The organism is Streptomyces sp. SAS_272, from assembly GCF_052543235.1.
The window spans coordinates 293,772-308,849 of sequence record NZ_JBMNDR010000002.1 but is presented as its reverse complement, the minus strand read 5'-3'; the positions used below and the strand labels follow the sequence as shown (position 1 = coordinate 308,849).

The following is a 15,078-nucleotide window of genomic DNA, read 5'->3' as shown; positions in this document are numbered from 1 at the left end:
CCCCGCCCGCCCCCCGGCGCTCACGGACCACAACCAGACCCAGCACAAGGGACACGTTCGTGAACAACCTCTCCAGTCCGGCAGAAGAACAGCCGCCCGACCTCCGGGCAGCAGCCCGCGAGTTGGACGACGCCGGCCTGTGTGTCCTGCCCATCAAGGCGGACGGAAGCAAGGCCGCCGACGTCCGCACCTGGACCCCCTACAAGGTCCAGCGATCGACCCCCGCCGAACACGATCAGTGGTTCGGCGGAGGCCGCCGACGCGGCATCGCCGTCGTCTACGGCGCGGTCTCCGGCAACATCGAGATGATCGAGCTCGAAGGCCACGCTATCCGCGACGGCATCCTCGAAGAGCTCACCGAGATCATGGAGGCCTCCGGACTCGGCGAGGGATGGCACGCCATCCTCAACGGCTGGGCCTCCGAGTCCCCCTCCGGCGGCAGGCATTACCGCGCCCGCGTCGTCGACGGCGACGTCCCCGGGAACACCAAGCTCGCATCCCGGCTGGCCCGCGAAGACGAGTACACCCCCGAGGAGAAGCAGCGGCTCCGCGAAAAACCCAACGCTCGCATCGTCCGCGTTCAGATCGAGACCCGCGGCGAGGGCGGATACGGGCTCGTCGAACCATCCGGCGGCACCGTCCACCCCAGCGGCAAGCCCTACCTCCGGCTCGCCGGCGGACCGGGCAGCATCCCCACCATCGACGCGGACACCATGGACGCGATCCGCGACGTCTGCCGAATGCTCGACAGCCTGCCCTCCGAGGAGAGGGCGAAGACCGCCCCGCGGCCGAAGCGCGAACTGCCCGCCGGTGTCGTTCGCCCCGGCGAAGACTTCGAGAACAAGGTCGACTGGCCGGACATCATCGGCGACGAGTTCGATCCGGTGTTCACCCGCGGCTCAACCACGTACTGGCGGCGCAAGGGGAAGAACCGCGGCATCTCCGCGACCACCGGCCACGCCAAAGATCGCGACCGCCTCTTCGTCTTCAGCACTTCCACGGTGTTCGAGGCCGAGGTGCCCTACGACAAGTTCGCCGCTCACACGCTGCTCACCGAAGGCAGCACGAGCAACAGCGCGTTCAAGCGGGCGGCCGCCAACCTGCGGCTTCGAGGCTTCGGCTCCGCACCGCACCGCGAGCGCGTGCGCCCCGCTGTCCAACAGTCCGGGCCCTTCACCGACGGCTCTTCCGCTCTCGCCCCCGACGGCATCCCGGACGACCACGAAGCCCCAGCGGGTCCGGGCCTCAGGATCGTCACCTCCAAGCCCGAGCTGGACATCACCAACGAGGCCGACGCCATCGACGGGCTGCTCGGCATCATGACCGCCGAGCAACTCCCCGGCCTGTACAAGCGGTCGAGCGGCCCGTGCTGGGTGTACGAAGACGACCAGGGCAACCCGCTCGTCAAGCAGCTCGGCACGGACAACTTGCGCGCCTACCTCGCCGACCACGTCACCACCTTCCAGGTCGTCAGAGACCCGTTCACCGAGGGCACCAAGGAAGTCCGCGAGCTGTTCATGCCCAAGACCTGCGGCACGATCCTCGGCCGAAAGGATTGGCCGCTGCTCCCCCTCAGGGGAATCGTCACGTCACCCGTCGTCCGCCCAGACGGAACCCTGGTCCAGTCCCCCGGCTACGACCGGGCCACCGGCCTCTATCTCCACCCCCGGATCCCGCTGCGGAGACTGGCCCCGCAGGTCAGCGACGAGGCTGTGCAGCGGGCGAAGGACATCGTTCTGAACCAGATGCTCGCCGACTTTCCGTTCGTCGACGACTCCGACCGCGCCCAGTACCTCGGCGCGCTCCTTTCGCCGATCATCCGGCCCTACGTTCCCGGGCCGACGCCGCTTGTCGTCATCACGGGCACCTCGCAGGCCTCCGGCAAGACCCTCCTGAAGGACGTGTTCGGAAGCCTGTACGGGCTGGCCGAGACGCCGTGGGCCGAGAACGACGCCGAACTCCGCAAGGCCATCACGGCCAAGATGTGGGACTGCGGCGACCCCATCATCGCCATGGACAACCTGCCCAACGGGCACATCATCAAGAGCCCCATCCTGTCGTCCCTCGTAACGGGTGCCACCTGGAGCGACCGCCTCCTCGGCAGCACCAGCAGCGTCACCATGCCCAACGACAGGCTGTGGGTGCTGACTGGCAACAACCTGCGCACCGGCGGGGACAACCTCCGCCGCACCCTCTGGGTTCGCCTGGACCCGGACTGCCCCAACCCGGACCAGCGCGACAACTTCACCGTGGGAGACCTCCGCAACTGGCTTGAGACCAACGCGTCCACCGTCGTCGCCGCCCTCGTCACGATCGTGCGCGGCTGGCTCGCGGCCGGCGCCAAGACCATCAACACCCGCATGGGCGACTACTCGCGATGGGCCTCCACCATCGCCGGCATCCTCGACTACCTGAAGGTGCCCGGCTGGCTCGCCAACCGCGGTGAGGCCAGCACGGCACTGGACGACGAAGCCCAAGAGTGGGCCGCCTTCCTGACGGACTGGCACCAGAGGATCGGCACTGAGCCCGTCACCACGAAGGCTCTGCTCGGCCTGAAGGACACCGTGCCGCAGCTGCACAACGGTGACCTGCCGTCCGGGAAGCAGCTCGGCCACTGGCTGAAGGCACGGCAGGGCCGCTACTTCGAAGACCTCAAGGTCGTCCTGGTCTACGACAGCCACCTCAAGCAGAACACCTGGCGCGTCGAGCAGCACGTCGACAAGGGCACCGGGCGGGCTGAGCGGTGACCGCGGCGAGGAGAACCCCGCAATCCGCGGGGTTTACCCGCAGCGCCAAAGGCGGCCCTGACCTGCGTGTACACGGGGTTGCGGGGAATTGCGGGGAGTGGCGCTCCCTCACCCATATAGGGAACGCACCACACGCATCGTGTGCAACACACGGTGCAGTGCGTCACTCAAAAAACCTTCGGTCTCTATATGCGAAGACCTCCAAAACATTCCGGAGAACCCCGCAATCCCTGCTTAACGCCAGCTCAGAGCCGGTTTGGATTCGGGGCGCCATCCCCGCAGAGATCCCCGCAGGAACCCCGCACATCCCCGCAATGCCGAACCGAGGTGACCGTCATGTCTGATACGCCCGAGACGTTCAAGCCCCGCCCGTACCAGCTGGAGGCCATCAAGGCGCTCACCGCCGGCTGGACCGGGCTGAACAACCGGCTCGCCGTCGTCCTGCCGACCGGAGCGGGTAAGACCGTCGTCTTCGCCAACCTCATCAGCCAGATGCTCGACGACCTGAACGGCCGGCGCGGCCTGGTCATCGCCCACCGCGAGGAACTGATCCAGCAGGCCGCCGACAAGATCCGTGCCGTCCGCCCCGATCTGCGGGTGGGCGTGGTCAAAGCCGAGCGCGACGAACACCAGGACGTCGACGTCATCGTCGCCTCGATCCAGACCCTCGCCGTCGAGCGCCGCCGCAACGCCATCAGCGACATCGGCCTGATCATCGTCGACGAATGCCACCACGCAGCCGCCCGCACCTACATAGCCGTGCTTCGCCACTTCGGCGCATGGGACGGCGTGCCCGTGGCCGGCTTCACCGCGACCATGACCCGCGCCGACGGCGGCCTCGCCGAAGTCTGGGAAGAGGTCGTCTTCACCCTCGACATCCTGGAGATGATCGAAGACGGCTACCTGTGCGACGTCCGCGGCAAGCGCGTCATCGTCGACGGCCTGGACCTCGACGCGGTGAAGACCCGCAACGGCGACCTCCAGGAAGGCCAGCTCGGGCAGGCCCTCGACGACTCCGGCGCACCCAAGATTGTGGCGGAGGCGTACCGGCAACATGCGGGCGGCCGTCCCGGCGTGGTCTTCACCCCGACCGTCGACACCGCGCAGTCCATGGCGGAGGCCTTCACCGCCGCAGGGATACCGGCCGCCGCAGTCTGGGGTGACATGTCTCGCGACGACCGTGCGGCCGCGTTGGAAAAGTACAAGCGCGGCGACGTCCAAGTCCTCACGAACTGCATGGTGCTCACGGAAGGCTTCGATGCGCCGTGGACGTCGTGCGTGGTGATCGCCCGGCCTACGAAGTCGGCGGGCCTGTACTGCCAGATGGCCGGTCGTGGCCTGCGCCTGCACGAGGGTAAGAAGGACGCCCTGATCCTCGACGTGATGGGCGCCTCCACCCGCCACAAACTGGCCTCGATCGTCGACCTCACCGGCCGCGACGTCGTCATGCAGGACGAGGAGCAGACCCTTCGCGAGGCCGTGCGGGAGGCCGATGAGAAGGTGAAGCGCAAGCTGGACCTCTCCCGGATTCAGGTCGAGGAGATCGACCTGTTCCACGGGTCGTCTGTGCGCTGGCTGAAGACGGACTCCGGGGTGTGGTTCATCCCCGTCACCGATGCCGTGTACGTCTTCCTGGTCCGTAACCCGGCCGACCGGACGTACTGGCTCCGCCGGTTCGACGCCGTCAACGGCATCGTCGGACCGAAGAACGACGTGCCCCTGCCTCTCTCGGCCGCGAAGGCGTGGCTGGAGCACCAGGCCCGCGCGATGGGCAGCCGGTGGCTTGCCACCCGCGCCGCCGCCTGGAGGGACCGGCCGGCCAGCGCCAAGCAGCTCACCTACTGCCGCATGAAGGGCATCCAGGTCCCCTACGGCAGCAGCGCTGGCGAGGTCTCTGACCTCCAGGCCATCCATCAGTTCACGACGATCCTCAACCGGATCAGCGTCAGGGCCGCAGCATGAAGGAGGAGCTGATGCGGAGGGCAACCGTCCCTAAGGTGGTCGGGCTGGACGTCAGCCTCACCTGCACGGGCGTCGCCGGGGAGGGCTGGACCGACACCATCCGCCCCCGCGCCGGCCTGCGCGGACACCCGAGGCTCGCGTTCATCGTCGACCGCGTCACCGAGCACATCGGCGGCGCCGCCCTGGTGGTGATCGAAGGCCCTTCGTTCGGCGGCGGGGTCGCTCACCGGCACGAGGACCTCGCCGGACTCCGCGTCATGGTCCGCCACGCCTGCTGGCGGCGCGGCATCCCCTACGCCGTCATCCCCCCGTCCTGCCGCGCCCTATACGCCACCGGCAAGGGCTCCGGCTCCAAGGGCGAGGTGCGCGACGCCGTGCGCACCCGCTACCGCGTCGACTGCGACGGGCCCGGCCGCTACGACCAGGCCGACGCGTACACCCTTCTCGCGATGGGCTTGCACCACCTGGGCTGGCCGCTCGCCGTCGTCCCCGACACCCACCGCCGCGGCCTCGATGGATGCCAGTGGCCCGACACGGAAGGACTCGCGGCATGAGTGACAACGAGATCCTGATGCTCTGCAGCGGCATCGCCCTCGGCGGCCAGGGGATGAACCTCCTGCACGCCTACTGGGCCAGCAAGGACGCGCAGCGTGCCGCCGTCCGCGCCCGGGTCGCCGCGAAGCAGGCCCGCGGCGACCAGTACCTCAACAGCCTCCGCCTCTACCAGCTGCAGCACCGGAGCCGGGTATGAGCGCCAGCTGCGGACTGTGTGACCGCGACCTCGAGCACGGCTACCTCTGCGAGCGGGACACCCTCGCGCTCGCCGGGCGGCTGGAGCGTCTGCCCGCCCTGTTCGAGGAGCTGGCCGTGCACCTGGTCCCGCGCCGGTCCGGGTTCGGCGAGCACGTCTCGTCCGGCCCGGCCGGCTCACGGTCGCCCCTCAACGTGGACGTCATCGACCTCCGACAGGGCGGCATCGCCCTCGTCCTGGAGTCTTGGCGGGCGGACGTACAGCGGGTGCGCTGGCCCGACCACGGGGCGCCGCCCGTCGAGGGCGGCATGGACCGGCGGGTGACGGTCGCGTGCCGGTGGCTGGGGATGGAACTGGAGTGGATCGCGGCCGGGTATCCGGCGGCCGGCGACCTCGCCCTGGAGGTGCGGGAGATGGAGGGTGCCGCGCTGTCGATCGTGGGCGAGCCGCCGCCGCGGCCGCAGCGGCTCGGGCTGTGCGTGGCGGTGACGGACGACGCGGGCACGGTGTGCGGCGCGGTGCTGTCCCGGCTGCCGGGCGGTCCGGTGCGGTGCCGGTGGTGCGGGACGGCGTACCGGACGGAGCAGGATCTCCTCCTGCTCCGGCACTACCAGCCGAAGGCATCGGCATGACCATCTTGAATCCAACCCGGGGTTGGACTACGGTAGTAGCGATGGAACCGAAGCCCTGGCGGGATCGGGTCCACGAGGAGGAAGAGCTGTTGGCGCAGCTCAACCGCCTCGTCTCCGAGTCCGCCACACGACGAGCCAAAGCCCTTCGCGACGGTGTGAAGGAACTCGGCTCCGTCGCCGAGGTCGCCCGTGTCCTCGGCCGGAGCTGGAACGCCGTCGACAAGGCGCTCAAGAAGCACGACCGCAAGAAGGCGCCCGACCCGGACGCCGCCACAACCGAATAGACAGCGAGGGCCGGACAGCAGCTCCCAGGCGTTGGCGCGCCCGGGGCGATCGCACCGCCCGACCCTCTACCGAACATCCTGATGAACCCAGGAGTCGGCATGACCGATCTTTCCCTGCGGGCAGATCTGCCCGCAAGTTCCCCGTCCCGGCGCCTCATCGCCGCCGGGATCATCCGCCGGACCTCAGGCCGCACCCTCACCGTGCGCGTCACCCCGACCGGCGTCACCGGCACCATCCGCAAGGCGGTGGCCCGGTGACCACTCCCGCCCTCGCCGACGACGTCCGCGACCTCCTCACCGCCGTCCTCGAAGCGATCGACCTCCCCCACCCGGCCACCACCGGCGGCTCCGAGGTACACGACCGCCTCCTCGCCACCCGCGTCGTCCACGCCAGGATCACCCTCCGCAACCTCCTCGACGACGGCCCCGCCCTCGGCCTCGCCTGGAGCGCGAAGTACCTGCGCGAGCGCCTCGCCGAGCACCCCGTCGCCGGATACGTCACCGCCGACCAGGCGCACGCCGCCCTCGACGCAGGCGCCACCTGGTCCGAGGCCGTCACCCTCCCCGGCGGGGAGGCCCAGTGAGCACCGAGCCCCGCACCGTGCAGGTCAACGTCTTCGTCACCAAGAGCCTGGAGATCGACGAACCCGACTGGTGCGCCGGACACGACGACCGCGCCCAATACAAGACGGACATCACCCACAACGGGCCCGAGGTCTCCGCCTCCGTCGAGATCCGGCGCGGCCTCTCCGACTTCCTCACCGCCTGGATCTCCCAGGCCCCGTACTCCGAACTGGCCCCCGAGCCCCTGCCGCTCCTGGCGATCGAGGTCGGCGGCGACATCATCAACCTCGACCCGAACGGTGTCCACGAGTTCACCGCCACCGTGCGCGCCCACTGCGACGTCCTCGACCGGCTCGCCGGCGAGCTGCAGCGCGTCCGCGAGAGCGAGGGCCGATGAACACCCGCGAACTCACCCAAGGCCAAGCCGTCGTCCTCGGCGCGGCCGCGGTCGCCATGACCCTCGTCGGCGGTGTCGGCGCATGGGGCACCTACACCAACGCCGTGACCGCGTTCCACCGGCAGGCCACCGCCGCCGGCATCGTCGCCGCAGGCGAGGGACTCACCCTGATCCTGGCCCTGATCATGCTGGGGCGGACGATGCTCGGCCAGGCCTCCCCGACCGTCGTCCGGGGCGGCATGTGGCTCGCCCCGCTCTCCGCGTCCGGCATCGGCCTGGCCATCGCCGGAGACGCCCGCGAGGCGGCCGTGTACGCGGTCACCCCGCTCGCCATGTCCGGCGCCGCCGAGGGCCTCGGGCTGATCGCTCGCAGCGTCGTCGTCTACCGCACCGGCCTGGACGCCGAAGTGATCCGCCGCAACGCCGACGCCGCCCGACAGCTCGCCTACCACCGGGCCGTCGCCAACGAGCACCCCGGCGAGTGGCGACGCAAGCTCGCCGTGCGCCGGTACTGGAGACTCGCCCGCTACGTCGGTGTGGGCGACACCGAACTCGGCGCCGGCCTGGTCGACGTCCAGCGAGTCCGCGTCCGCGAGGGAGCTGATGCGGCCCTCGCCGCCATGTACGGCGGACCAGCCGCCGAGCAGTCGGCCGGTCCCGCCGAGCCGGTCCGGGCTGTGTCCGCGACGGACGTCCTGCGGGCCCGGTTCGCCGACATGGACCCGGGCGACGCGATCCGGTTCGCAGCTGATGCGCGACCTGATGCGCCGCCGGTCGAGCTCGCCGCGATCCTCAGCACCTACGGCGTCCACGTCGACCCCGTCGTCGTCGCCCTCGTCCTCGGCGAGCAGCCCTCGGAGTACACCGTCGAGCGACCTGATGCGACCACGCATCAGCAGGTCACAGCCCTGCCCGCCGTGAACTTGCAGGGCGCGGTCGAGGAAGCCGCAGCAGCCCTCGGCGCGGACGCATCACCACGGACGATCGCCGAGCACCTCGAGCACACCCGCCGCCTGGTGGTCGACGAGCCGTACATCCGCACGGCGCTTTCCCGGGCCGCGAAGAAGCCGCAGCCTCAGCCTCCGGCCAAGCCGATGGAAGGCGGATACGCATGATGCGCCTCGCCTTCGGGGCCGTCCTCGGTCTCCTCGTCGCCTACCCGCCGCTGCTCGGCGCCGTCGCGCAGCCCCCCATCCTCGCCGCGGCCGCCGGCATCATCCTGTGGCCGCGCATCGCCCGCCGCATCGGGGGGTGGGCTCGGTGAGCGACGCCGTCGAGAAGGCAGAGGCAGCCGTCCGGGCCGCCGAGGTGGACTCCGTCGCCGTACAGCTGGCCCTGGCCGCGGTGGAGCTCGCGAAGGCCGCCACCGCCCAGCGGGAGGCGGTTGCCCCGCCGCCCGCGCCCGCCTCGAAGTTCGACGCCCGCAAGTGGTGGACGATCGGCGGCCTCGGGATCGCGGGCGGCCTGGTCGCCTCGCTGTTCGCGGTCGCGGTCGCCATCGGCGCCGTGTCCGTAGCGATCCTCGCCCTCGTCCTGCGCTCGCTGTGGCGCGACTTCCAGAAGGGCCGCTGACCTGCCCTTCCGTCCTCCGCCTACTGCGTCAAATGACGCAGTAGCGGGGGTGCGGTGGGGCCGGACAGCCCGGCCCGCAACGAAGGAGGAACCCCATGAGCGACCGCATGAAGAAGCAGGCCGAGAAGGCACGACAGGCCGCCGACACCGTCCGCGCCCGCGGCAACGAGCAGCAAGCCAACCGCCTCGAGACCTACGCCGACCGCCTCGACTCGGGGAAGGTCGTCGACCGCACCGACGAGGTCAGCAGCCTCCTCGGCCGGATCCTCCGCCACCGCTGACCCGGAAGGACACCCGATGGCCAACAACGACGTCGCCTGGGACGACCTGAACGCCGCCGAGAAGCGGGCGGTCCTGCGCGCTGACCTGCGCGGCGGCTGGCAGATGCTCCGCGGAGCCAGCGGCACCCCGGCCGTAGACCGCCGCGTCGAGGCCGTCTACGACAAGGCCCGCAAGCGCATCGCCAACGGCAAGTAGACCGCCCGGGGCGGCCGTCACCCGGCCAAGGAAGCCGGCCGCCCCGGGCCTCCCGTCCCTCCGCAGAGAGAAGGAACCACCAGCATGACCGACACCATCCCCGAGCGGATCAACGGGCACGCCAAGCCTCAGGTGAGCCTGCTCAAGTTCGCCCCCGAGCCGCGGGCCGCCGTCGAGGAAGACGTCGTCGAGGCCGTCGACCGCGCCGACAACCCGCTCGCCGACTGGCTGACCGTGCCGGACGCGCCGATCCTGCCCGTGTGGGCCCGCTCGGCGGCCTCCCTGAAAGCCAACACGGCCGCCTTCTGCCGGCTGTCGTGGTGGCACTCGCGCTACCACCTGCTGCGCGTCCCCAAGTACGCGTTCCGGCTCGCATACCTCGCCACCAAGGGGGCCTGGCGCGGCGCCCGCGGCCTGTGGCCGACCCTGACCGCCCAGGACCGCAGCGCGGCCGTGAAGGCGCTGCGTGCGATGTGCAAGGCGAAGCCCGAGAACGTCGAACTCGCCGTGCAGTACGCGGTGCTGCACCGTGAGCGGACCACGGCCCGCCGCTGGCGCTTCGGCACGGCCGCCGTCGCCGTCGTCGCCGTCGCCGTCGGCTTCCAGCTGGCCGCCCCGCTCCTGCAGACCGGCATGACCCTTGCCGCCGCGATTCCGCTCGCCTACCTCGGGCGCGGCGACGACGCCCAGCTCCTCGACAACCCGACCCCGCCGCTCCGCGTCGACATGTCCGCCCAGCAGCTCAACGACGCCCTGCGTGCCGCCGGCCTGCTCAAGCAGGGCAAGGGCGACGACGAGGGGCCGCGCGTCACCTGCGTGATGGGTCCGGTCCGCGACGGCAACGGATGGGCCGTCATCTTCGACCTGCCCAAGGGCGGCGGGAAGACGGCGGCCGACGTCCTCGCCAAGCGCACGGCGATCGCCGCCGAGCTCGGCGTCGACGAGATCCAGGTCATCGCCTCCCGGGTCCGTGCGGCGGCCGGCGGCAACGCGGGCCGTATGAGCATGTGGGTCGCCGACGACGACCCCTACCTCGGCACGCCGAACCCGTCGCCGCTGGTCAAGGCCGAGACGTTCTCCGTGTGGGACCCGATCCCGTTCGGGCAGGACGCCCGCGGCAACCGGATCACCGTGCCGGTCATGTGGCAGTCCCTGTTCTTCGGCGGGCTGCCCCGGCGCGGCAAGACGTTCACGCAGCGCCTGATGACCGCCGCCGGCCTCCTCGACCCGTTCGTGCGGCACTACGTCGCCGACGGCAAGGGCGGCGCCGACTGGATGCCGATGAAGGCGGTCGCGCACCGGCTGGTCATGGGCGCCGAGGACGACGCCGTCGAGGCGCTGAAGGCGATGCTGAAGGAGCTGCTGGCGGAGATGGAGCGCCGGTTCGTGCTGCTGCGCGGCCTGCCCGTGTCCATCTGCCCTGAGGGCAAGCTGACCCCGGCCATCGTCGAGAAGTACAACGTGCCGATCATCTTCGTCACGATCGACGAGCTGCAGGAGTACTTCACCGCCATGGACAAGGACGACCGTGACCAGGTCATCAACGACCTGTGCCGCATCGCCCGCCGCGGTCCGGCCGCCGGCTTCGTCTGCAACTTCGCGAGCCAGCGCCCCGACGCCGAGTCGGTGCCGACGAAGCTGCGGGAGATCATCACCCTGCGGTACTGCACGCAGGTCGTCGACCAGACCAGCTCGGACATGGTGCTCGGCAAGGGCAAGGCCGCGCAGGGGGCCGACGCGTCCGTGCTGTCCGAGGACCACCGCGGTACGGGCGTCCTCGTCACCGGCCCGGCGTCTTTCGTGACGGTGCGGGCCGACTTCCTCGACGGGCCCGGATTCTCCGAACTGTGCCAGCGCGGCCGCGCCCTGCGCGTCAAGCACCAGCAGCTCACCGGCGACGCCGTCGGAGACGTCACCTCCGCGGCCGACGAGGCCGGCGTCACCATCGCGCCGGTGCTGTCCGACTGCCTCGACGTGATGCGGCACACCGACCGCATGCACACGGTCGTCCTCCTCGACCGGCTCGTGAACGTCGACGAGGACCGCTACGGCGACTTCGACGCCGAGCGCCTGGCCGCCGAGCTCGAGGCCGCGGGCGTCGACCGGACCACGAAGCAGGTGAAGGTCGAAGGGAAGAACCTGGCCGGCTACCGGCGGGCCGACCTCGAGGCCGCCGTGCCCGCCGAACTCCTCCTCGCCGCACGACGGGTAGAGGCCGACCCCTCTACGAACCCCGCTACGGACACCCGCGACGGACCGGCCCCGGAAGGGCCCTGATGTAGAGGGGGCCCGCTACCCGGGTAGTGACCTTGGTAGAGGGCCCCCACCTGCGAAGTAATGCCCGTAGAGGGGGCCTGATCGCGCCCCCGGGCAGCGGTCAGAGCGCATCATGGAAGGCATGGAGTCGCAGAACATCCGGCCCGGCCACCTCACCGCACACCAGACCGCCCGCGTCCTCGGCATCACCCTCGGCGGTGTCCGCAAGCTCGTCCAACGCGGCCGGCTCACCCGCTCCGGCGGCACCGAACGCCAGCCCTGGTACACGGCCGCCGACGTCGCAGCCATCGCCGCGAAGCGCCCCCCGGCCAAGGTTGCTTGACCGCAGGTCAGGCAACATGTCACGATCCGCGTGTACAACTGTGCCCTCAACCGGCACCACAGACCGCTTCGGCCAGACCGAAGCACACGAGGTCCGAAGCCCCAGACCGCGATCCGCGGGCAACGGCCAAGCCTGGGCCCGGCGCAACGCTCGTCGCGGAGAGCAGCCGGGACCCTTTCAGACTCACGGCGAAGCCCCGGCTCGGTCCCCCCGGCCGGGGCTTCGCCGTGCCAGCCCTACAGGCTGTCGAGAATCTGAGTCCGCCGCTGCGCGTACTCCTCGTCGGAGACGAGCCCCTGCGCCCGCAACTGGTCCAGCGTGGCCAACCTGCTCGCGATGTCCTGCGCCGGCGCGGGAGCAGCCGCCGCGACGGGGGCCGGAGCGACTGGCGGTCCAGCAGGCGCCGATCCTGCAGAGATCCGCTGGCGCAGCGCATCGGCCAGCGCCTTCCCCTGATCCTTCGGCACCTGCTTGATCTCCGCCTTGTTGCCCGACGTGAAGACGGTCAGCGTGCCCATCAGCATGCCGCCCGCCCACTGAACAGAGCTGATCTTGGCGTAGGGGAAGTCCTCCACCTTCTGGGACATGACCCCGTGGAAGTAGAAGACGAGGCGCTGGTTCGTCATCGCGAGCAGCCCGTTGCCCTTGCCGTAGATGCCGGTGGCGAGGATCTCGACCGTCTCGCCCTCCCACAGCACCTCGGGAAGCTTCTGGATCTCTCGCTTCGCGCCGAACGAGCTGGACAGCTTCTCGGCCGCCGCGTCGATGTCCGGCCGCACGTTGAACGCCACCATGACGTCCCCCCTCCTGCATAGGTGGACGGATCGTACCGACCGCCTGGACGTCGAGGGGATGATGTGGCCACAGATCGGGACGAGCTCACCAGTTACGAGTTCAGACAGATGCGTGCCCGCCTCCTCGCCGCGTCCGACGTCTGCATCGTCTGCGGCCACAGCGGATCCGACGCGGCCGACCACGTCATCCCCGTCAGCAAAGGCGGCGCCCGCCGCGACCCCGACAACCTCGCCCCCATCCACGGCGTAGCCGGCTGCCCCGTCTGCCTGCGGAAGTGCAACAGCGAGAAGGGCGACCGACCACTCACCGACGTGGTTCAGCTCCGCACGTCGGTCGACTGGTTCGCCGGACCGTAAACCCGCAGGTCAAAGGCACATCGATCTCCGACCTCCCGGGATCTCCCAAGATCTTTTAGAAATCGGACATATCGCAACCCCGCGCCCAGCTTTTATTTTTCTCCCCCCGAGCCGACGGCGTCGGGATGATCTTGGAGGGGGGCGGCATGGGCCCCGTCGAGAAGGCCGTCCGGGATGACGTCGAGCAGCTCGGCGACCTGGTCGGCGTCGAGCCGTCCCTGTCCGAGATGGCGTTCACCCTGGCCCGCTCCATCGACACCGCCGCGACCGGGGAGTGCCAGACCTGCGGGGAGGCTGTGGCCGGCGCCGAGGACGGCCGGACGCTGCCTCAGTTGAACCGCGAGCTCCGTCAGACGCTCGCCCAGCTGCTGGAGGGGCGGGCCGCTGACGATGACGACGACCTCGGAGACCTGGCGTCCCCCGACTGAGTTCGCGGAGGATCTCAAGGAGCGGTACGGGCTGGAGTGCCCGCCGTTGTGGGGGACGCCGCGGCATCCGGATCGGCCGTCCCTGGGGCCGAAACTGTGGAAGGTCATGGAGAAGCTCGGCGCCCCGCCGATGCCGTGGCAGAAGTACGTCACGGACGTCGCCCTCGAACTGGATCCTGAGACCGGGGTGTTCGTCCACCGCGAGGCCGGGCTGTCCGTCTCCAGGCAGCAGGGCAAGACGGAACTGGTCCTGGGGCTGCAGGTCCACCGGGCGATGGCGTGGCACCGGCAGAACATCATCTACGCGGCGCAGGACAGGAACATGGCGCGGCAGCGCTGGGAGGATGAGTTCTGGGAGAAGATCTCAGACTCCGACCTGGCGAAGCGTGCGCGGATCCGTAAGTCGAATGGCAACGAGAAGATCCTGTGGCCGGCGACCCGATCGCGCATGGGCATCACCGCCAACACCGAGTCGGCTGGGCACGGGCCCGCCTTGGACCTCGGGATCATCGACGAGGCGTTCAAGCACGAGGACGACCGGCTGGAGCAGGCGTTCTCTCCGGCGATGACGACCCGGCCCATGGCTCAGCTGTGGTGGGCGTCGGCGGGCGGCACGACCAAGTCCGTGTGGCTGAACAAGAAGCGGGCCATCGGGCGGGCCCTGATCGAGGCAGCGTGGAAGTCCGGCGAGTGGCCGGGCGTCTGCTACTTCGAGTGGTTCGCTCCGGAGGACATGCCGCGCGACGATCCGGCGACCTGGTACGCGACACTGCCCGCGCTCGGTCACACGGTCACCGAGGCCGTCATCGCTGCAGAACTCGTGAAGCTGGACCCGGCCGAGTTCGACCGTGCCTACCTGAACCGGACGCGGAAGCCGACGCCGCCGTCCGACCCGAACGTGCCGAAGTTGAAGTGGCCGGGGCTGGTCGACGTGGAGAGCAAGCCGGTGGCGGCGAGCGTTGCTCTGGCGATCGATGTGTCGCAGGACCGGAAGCGGGCGGCGATCAGTGCGGCGTCGCTGCGGCCGGACGGAAAGGTGCACGTCGAAGTGGTGGCCCACCGTCCCGGTACGGATTGGGTCGTGCCCGCTGTGGCGAGGCTCCATGGCCTGTGGAAGCCGGTAGCTGTGGCGGTCGCCTCGGGGGCGCCGGCGGCATCGCTCATCGACGACCTGGTCGCGGCCGGGATCGACGTGCCCAAGGACAAGGAGCACCCGGAGCGCGGCGACCTGGCCGTGATGCGGTCGGGCGACATCACTGAGGCGTGCGGGCAGCTGGCGGACGCCATGAATCAGGGCACGGTCGCCCACCTCGACCAGGTGCCGCTCACCGCTGCGGTGAACGGTGCGCGGACCCGACGCCAGGGCGATGCGTGGACGTTGGACCGGACGAACTCTCTGGTGGACATCAGCCCGCTGTGTGCGTCGACGTTCGCGCGCTGGGCGCTGGTGATCCGGGGGCCGCACGTGCTCGAGGACTACGACCCACTCGATTCGATCTACTGAAGGAGGGGCG

The 15,078-nt window shown here is 70.2% G+C and carries 20 protein-coding genes; 19 read left to right on the top strand and 1 reads right to left on the bottom strand.

Annotation, left to right across the window (positions count from 1 at the left end; all coding sequences use genetic code 11):
- The first annotated feature begins 59 nt into the window (after positions 1–59).
- From ACN6LD_RS03060 to ACN6LD_RS02985, 16 genes are all read left to right on the top strand, one after another.
- On the top strand, positions 60–2,747 hold the full coding sequence (locus ACN6LD_RS03060) for a bifunctional DNA primase/polymerase (RefSeq protein WP_445042456.1): 2,688 nt from the start codon (positions 60–62) through the stop codon (positions 2,745–2,747).
- A gap of 336 nt (positions 2,748–3,083) precedes the next feature.
- The gene (locus ACN6LD_RS03055; RefSeq protein ID WP_445042455.1) at positions 3,084–4,709 is read left to right on the top strand and encodes a DEAD/DEAH box helicase; all 1,626 of its coding nucleotides are present in this window, start codon (positions 3,084–3,086) and stop codon (positions 4,707–4,709) included.
- 11 nt (positions 4,710–4,720) lie between these two features.
- A complete protein-coding gene (locus tag ACN6LD_RS03050) occupies positions 4,721–5,263 on the top strand; it encodes a hypothetical protein (RefSeq protein ID WP_445042454.1) in 543 nt (180 codons plus the stop codon).
- The gene (locus ACN6LD_RS03045; protein WP_445042453.1) at positions 5,260–5,460 is read left to right on the top strand and encodes a hypothetical protein; all 201 of its coding nucleotides are present in this window, start codon (positions 5,260–5,262) and stop codon (positions 5,458–5,460) included. Before ACN6LD_RS03050 ends, ACN6LD_RS03045 begins: the two co-directional genes overlap by 4 nt.
- On the top strand, positions 5,457–6,092 hold the full coding sequence (locus ACN6LD_RS03040) for a hypothetical protein (RefSeq protein ID WP_445042452.1): 636 nt from the start codon (positions 5,457–5,459) through the stop codon (positions 6,090–6,092). Before ACN6LD_RS03045 ends, ACN6LD_RS03040 begins: the two co-directional genes overlap by 4 nt.
- A 41-nt stretch (positions 6,093–6,133) precedes the next feature.
- On the top strand, positions 6,134–6,376 hold the full coding sequence (locus ACN6LD_RS03035) for a hypothetical protein (protein ID WP_445042451.1): 243 nt from the start codon (positions 6,134–6,136) through the stop codon (positions 6,374–6,376).
- 99 nt (positions 6,377–6,475) lie between these two features.
- Positions 6,476–6,634, top strand: a complete 159-nt coding sequence (locus tag ACN6LD_RS03030; RefSeq protein WP_445042450.1) for a hypothetical protein — start codon at positions 6,476–6,478, stop codon at positions 6,632–6,634.
- The gene (locus ACN6LD_RS03025; protein WP_445042449.1) at positions 6,631–6,960 is read left to right on the top strand and encodes a hypothetical protein; all 330 of its coding nucleotides are present in this window, start codon (positions 6,631–6,633) and stop codon (positions 6,958–6,960) included. The genes ACN6LD_RS03030 and ACN6LD_RS03025 overlap by 4 nt, the downstream gene beginning before the upstream one ends.
- Positions 6,957–7,337: a DUF6907 domain-containing protein gene (locus ACN6LD_RS03020; RefSeq protein ID WP_445042448.1), complete on the top strand. Its 381-nt coding sequence runs from the start codon at positions 6,957–6,959 to the stop codon at positions 7,335–7,337. Before ACN6LD_RS03025 ends, ACN6LD_RS03020 begins: the two co-directional genes overlap by 4 nt.
- Positions 7,334–8,452, top strand: a complete 1,119-nt coding sequence (locus ACN6LD_RS03015; RefSeq protein WP_445042447.1) for a hypothetical protein — start codon at positions 7,334–7,336, stop codon at positions 8,450–8,452. Before ACN6LD_RS03020 ends, ACN6LD_RS03015 begins: the two co-directional genes overlap by 4 nt.
- Complete coding sequence (locus ACN6LD_RS03010; RefSeq protein WP_445042446.1) at positions 8,449–8,601, top strand: hypothetical protein; 153 nt, start codon at positions 8,449–8,451, stop codon at positions 8,599–8,601. Before ACN6LD_RS03015 ends, ACN6LD_RS03010 begins: the two co-directional genes overlap by 4 nt.
- A complete protein-coding gene (locus ACN6LD_RS03005; RefSeq protein WP_445042445.1) occupies positions 8,598–8,909 on the top strand; it encodes a hypothetical protein in 312 nt (103 codons plus the stop codon). Before ACN6LD_RS03010 ends, ACN6LD_RS03005 begins: the two co-directional genes overlap by 4 nt.
- A 95-nt stretch (positions 8,910–9,004) precedes the next feature.
- The gene (locus tag ACN6LD_RS03000; protein ID WP_445042444.1) at positions 9,005–9,190 is read left to right on the top strand and encodes a hypothetical protein; all 186 of its coding nucleotides are present in this window, start codon (positions 9,005–9,007) and stop codon (positions 9,188–9,190) included.
- Positions 9,191–9,206: 16 nt separating this feature from the next.
- On the top strand, positions 9,207–9,386 hold the full coding sequence (locus ACN6LD_RS02995) for a hypothetical protein (RefSeq protein ID WP_445042443.1): 180 nt from the start codon (positions 9,207–9,209) through the stop codon (positions 9,384–9,386).
- Positions 9,387–9,470: 84 nt separating this feature from the next.
- On the top strand, positions 9,471–11,663 hold the full coding sequence (locus tag ACN6LD_RS02990; protein WP_445042442.1) for an FtsK/SpoIIIE domain-containing protein: 2,193 nt from the start codon (positions 9,471–9,473) through the stop codon (positions 11,661–11,663).
- 121 nt (positions 11,664–11,784) lie between these two features.
- Positions 11,785–11,985 (top strand): hypothetical protein, encoded by a 201-nt coding sequence (locus ACN6LD_RS02985; RefSeq protein ID WP_445042441.1) that lies wholly within the window; start codon positions 11,785–11,787, stop codon positions 11,983–11,985.
- 236 nt (positions 11,986–12,221) lie between these two features.
- Here the strand turns inward: ACN6LD_RS02985 and ACN6LD_RS02980 are convergent, their stop codons facing one another.
- A complete protein-coding gene (locus ACN6LD_RS02980) occupies positions 12,222–12,779 on the bottom strand; it encodes a PH domain-containing protein (protein WP_445042440.1) in 558 nt (185 codons plus the stop codon).
- Positions 12,780–12,842: 63 nt separating this feature from the next.
- Here ACN6LD_RS02980 and ACN6LD_RS02975 point away from each other — a divergent pair, with 63 nt between their 5' ends.
- The 3 genes from ACN6LD_RS02975 (at position 12,843) to ACN6LD_RS02965 (ending at position 15,068) form a co-directional block, all read left to right on the top strand.
- Positions 12,843–13,136 carry an HNH endonuclease gene (locus tag ACN6LD_RS02975; protein ID WP_445042439.1) on the top strand — a complete coding sequence of 98 codons (294 nt, stop codon included), beginning with the start codon at positions 12,843–12,845 and terminating at the stop codon, positions 13,134–13,136.
- 125 nt (positions 13,137–13,261) lie between these two features.
- On the top strand, positions 13,262–13,564 hold the full coding sequence (locus ACN6LD_RS02970) for a hypothetical protein (protein WP_445042438.1): 303 nt from the start codon (positions 13,262–13,264) through the stop codon (positions 13,562–13,564).
- Positions 13,527–15,068, top strand: a complete 1,542-nt coding sequence (locus tag ACN6LD_RS02965; RefSeq protein WP_445042437.1) for a terminase large subunit domain-containing protein — start codon at positions 13,527–13,529, stop codon at positions 15,066–15,068. Before ACN6LD_RS02970 ends, ACN6LD_RS02965 begins: the two co-directional genes overlap by 38 nt.
- Positions 15,069–15,078 lie beyond the last annotated feature (10 nt).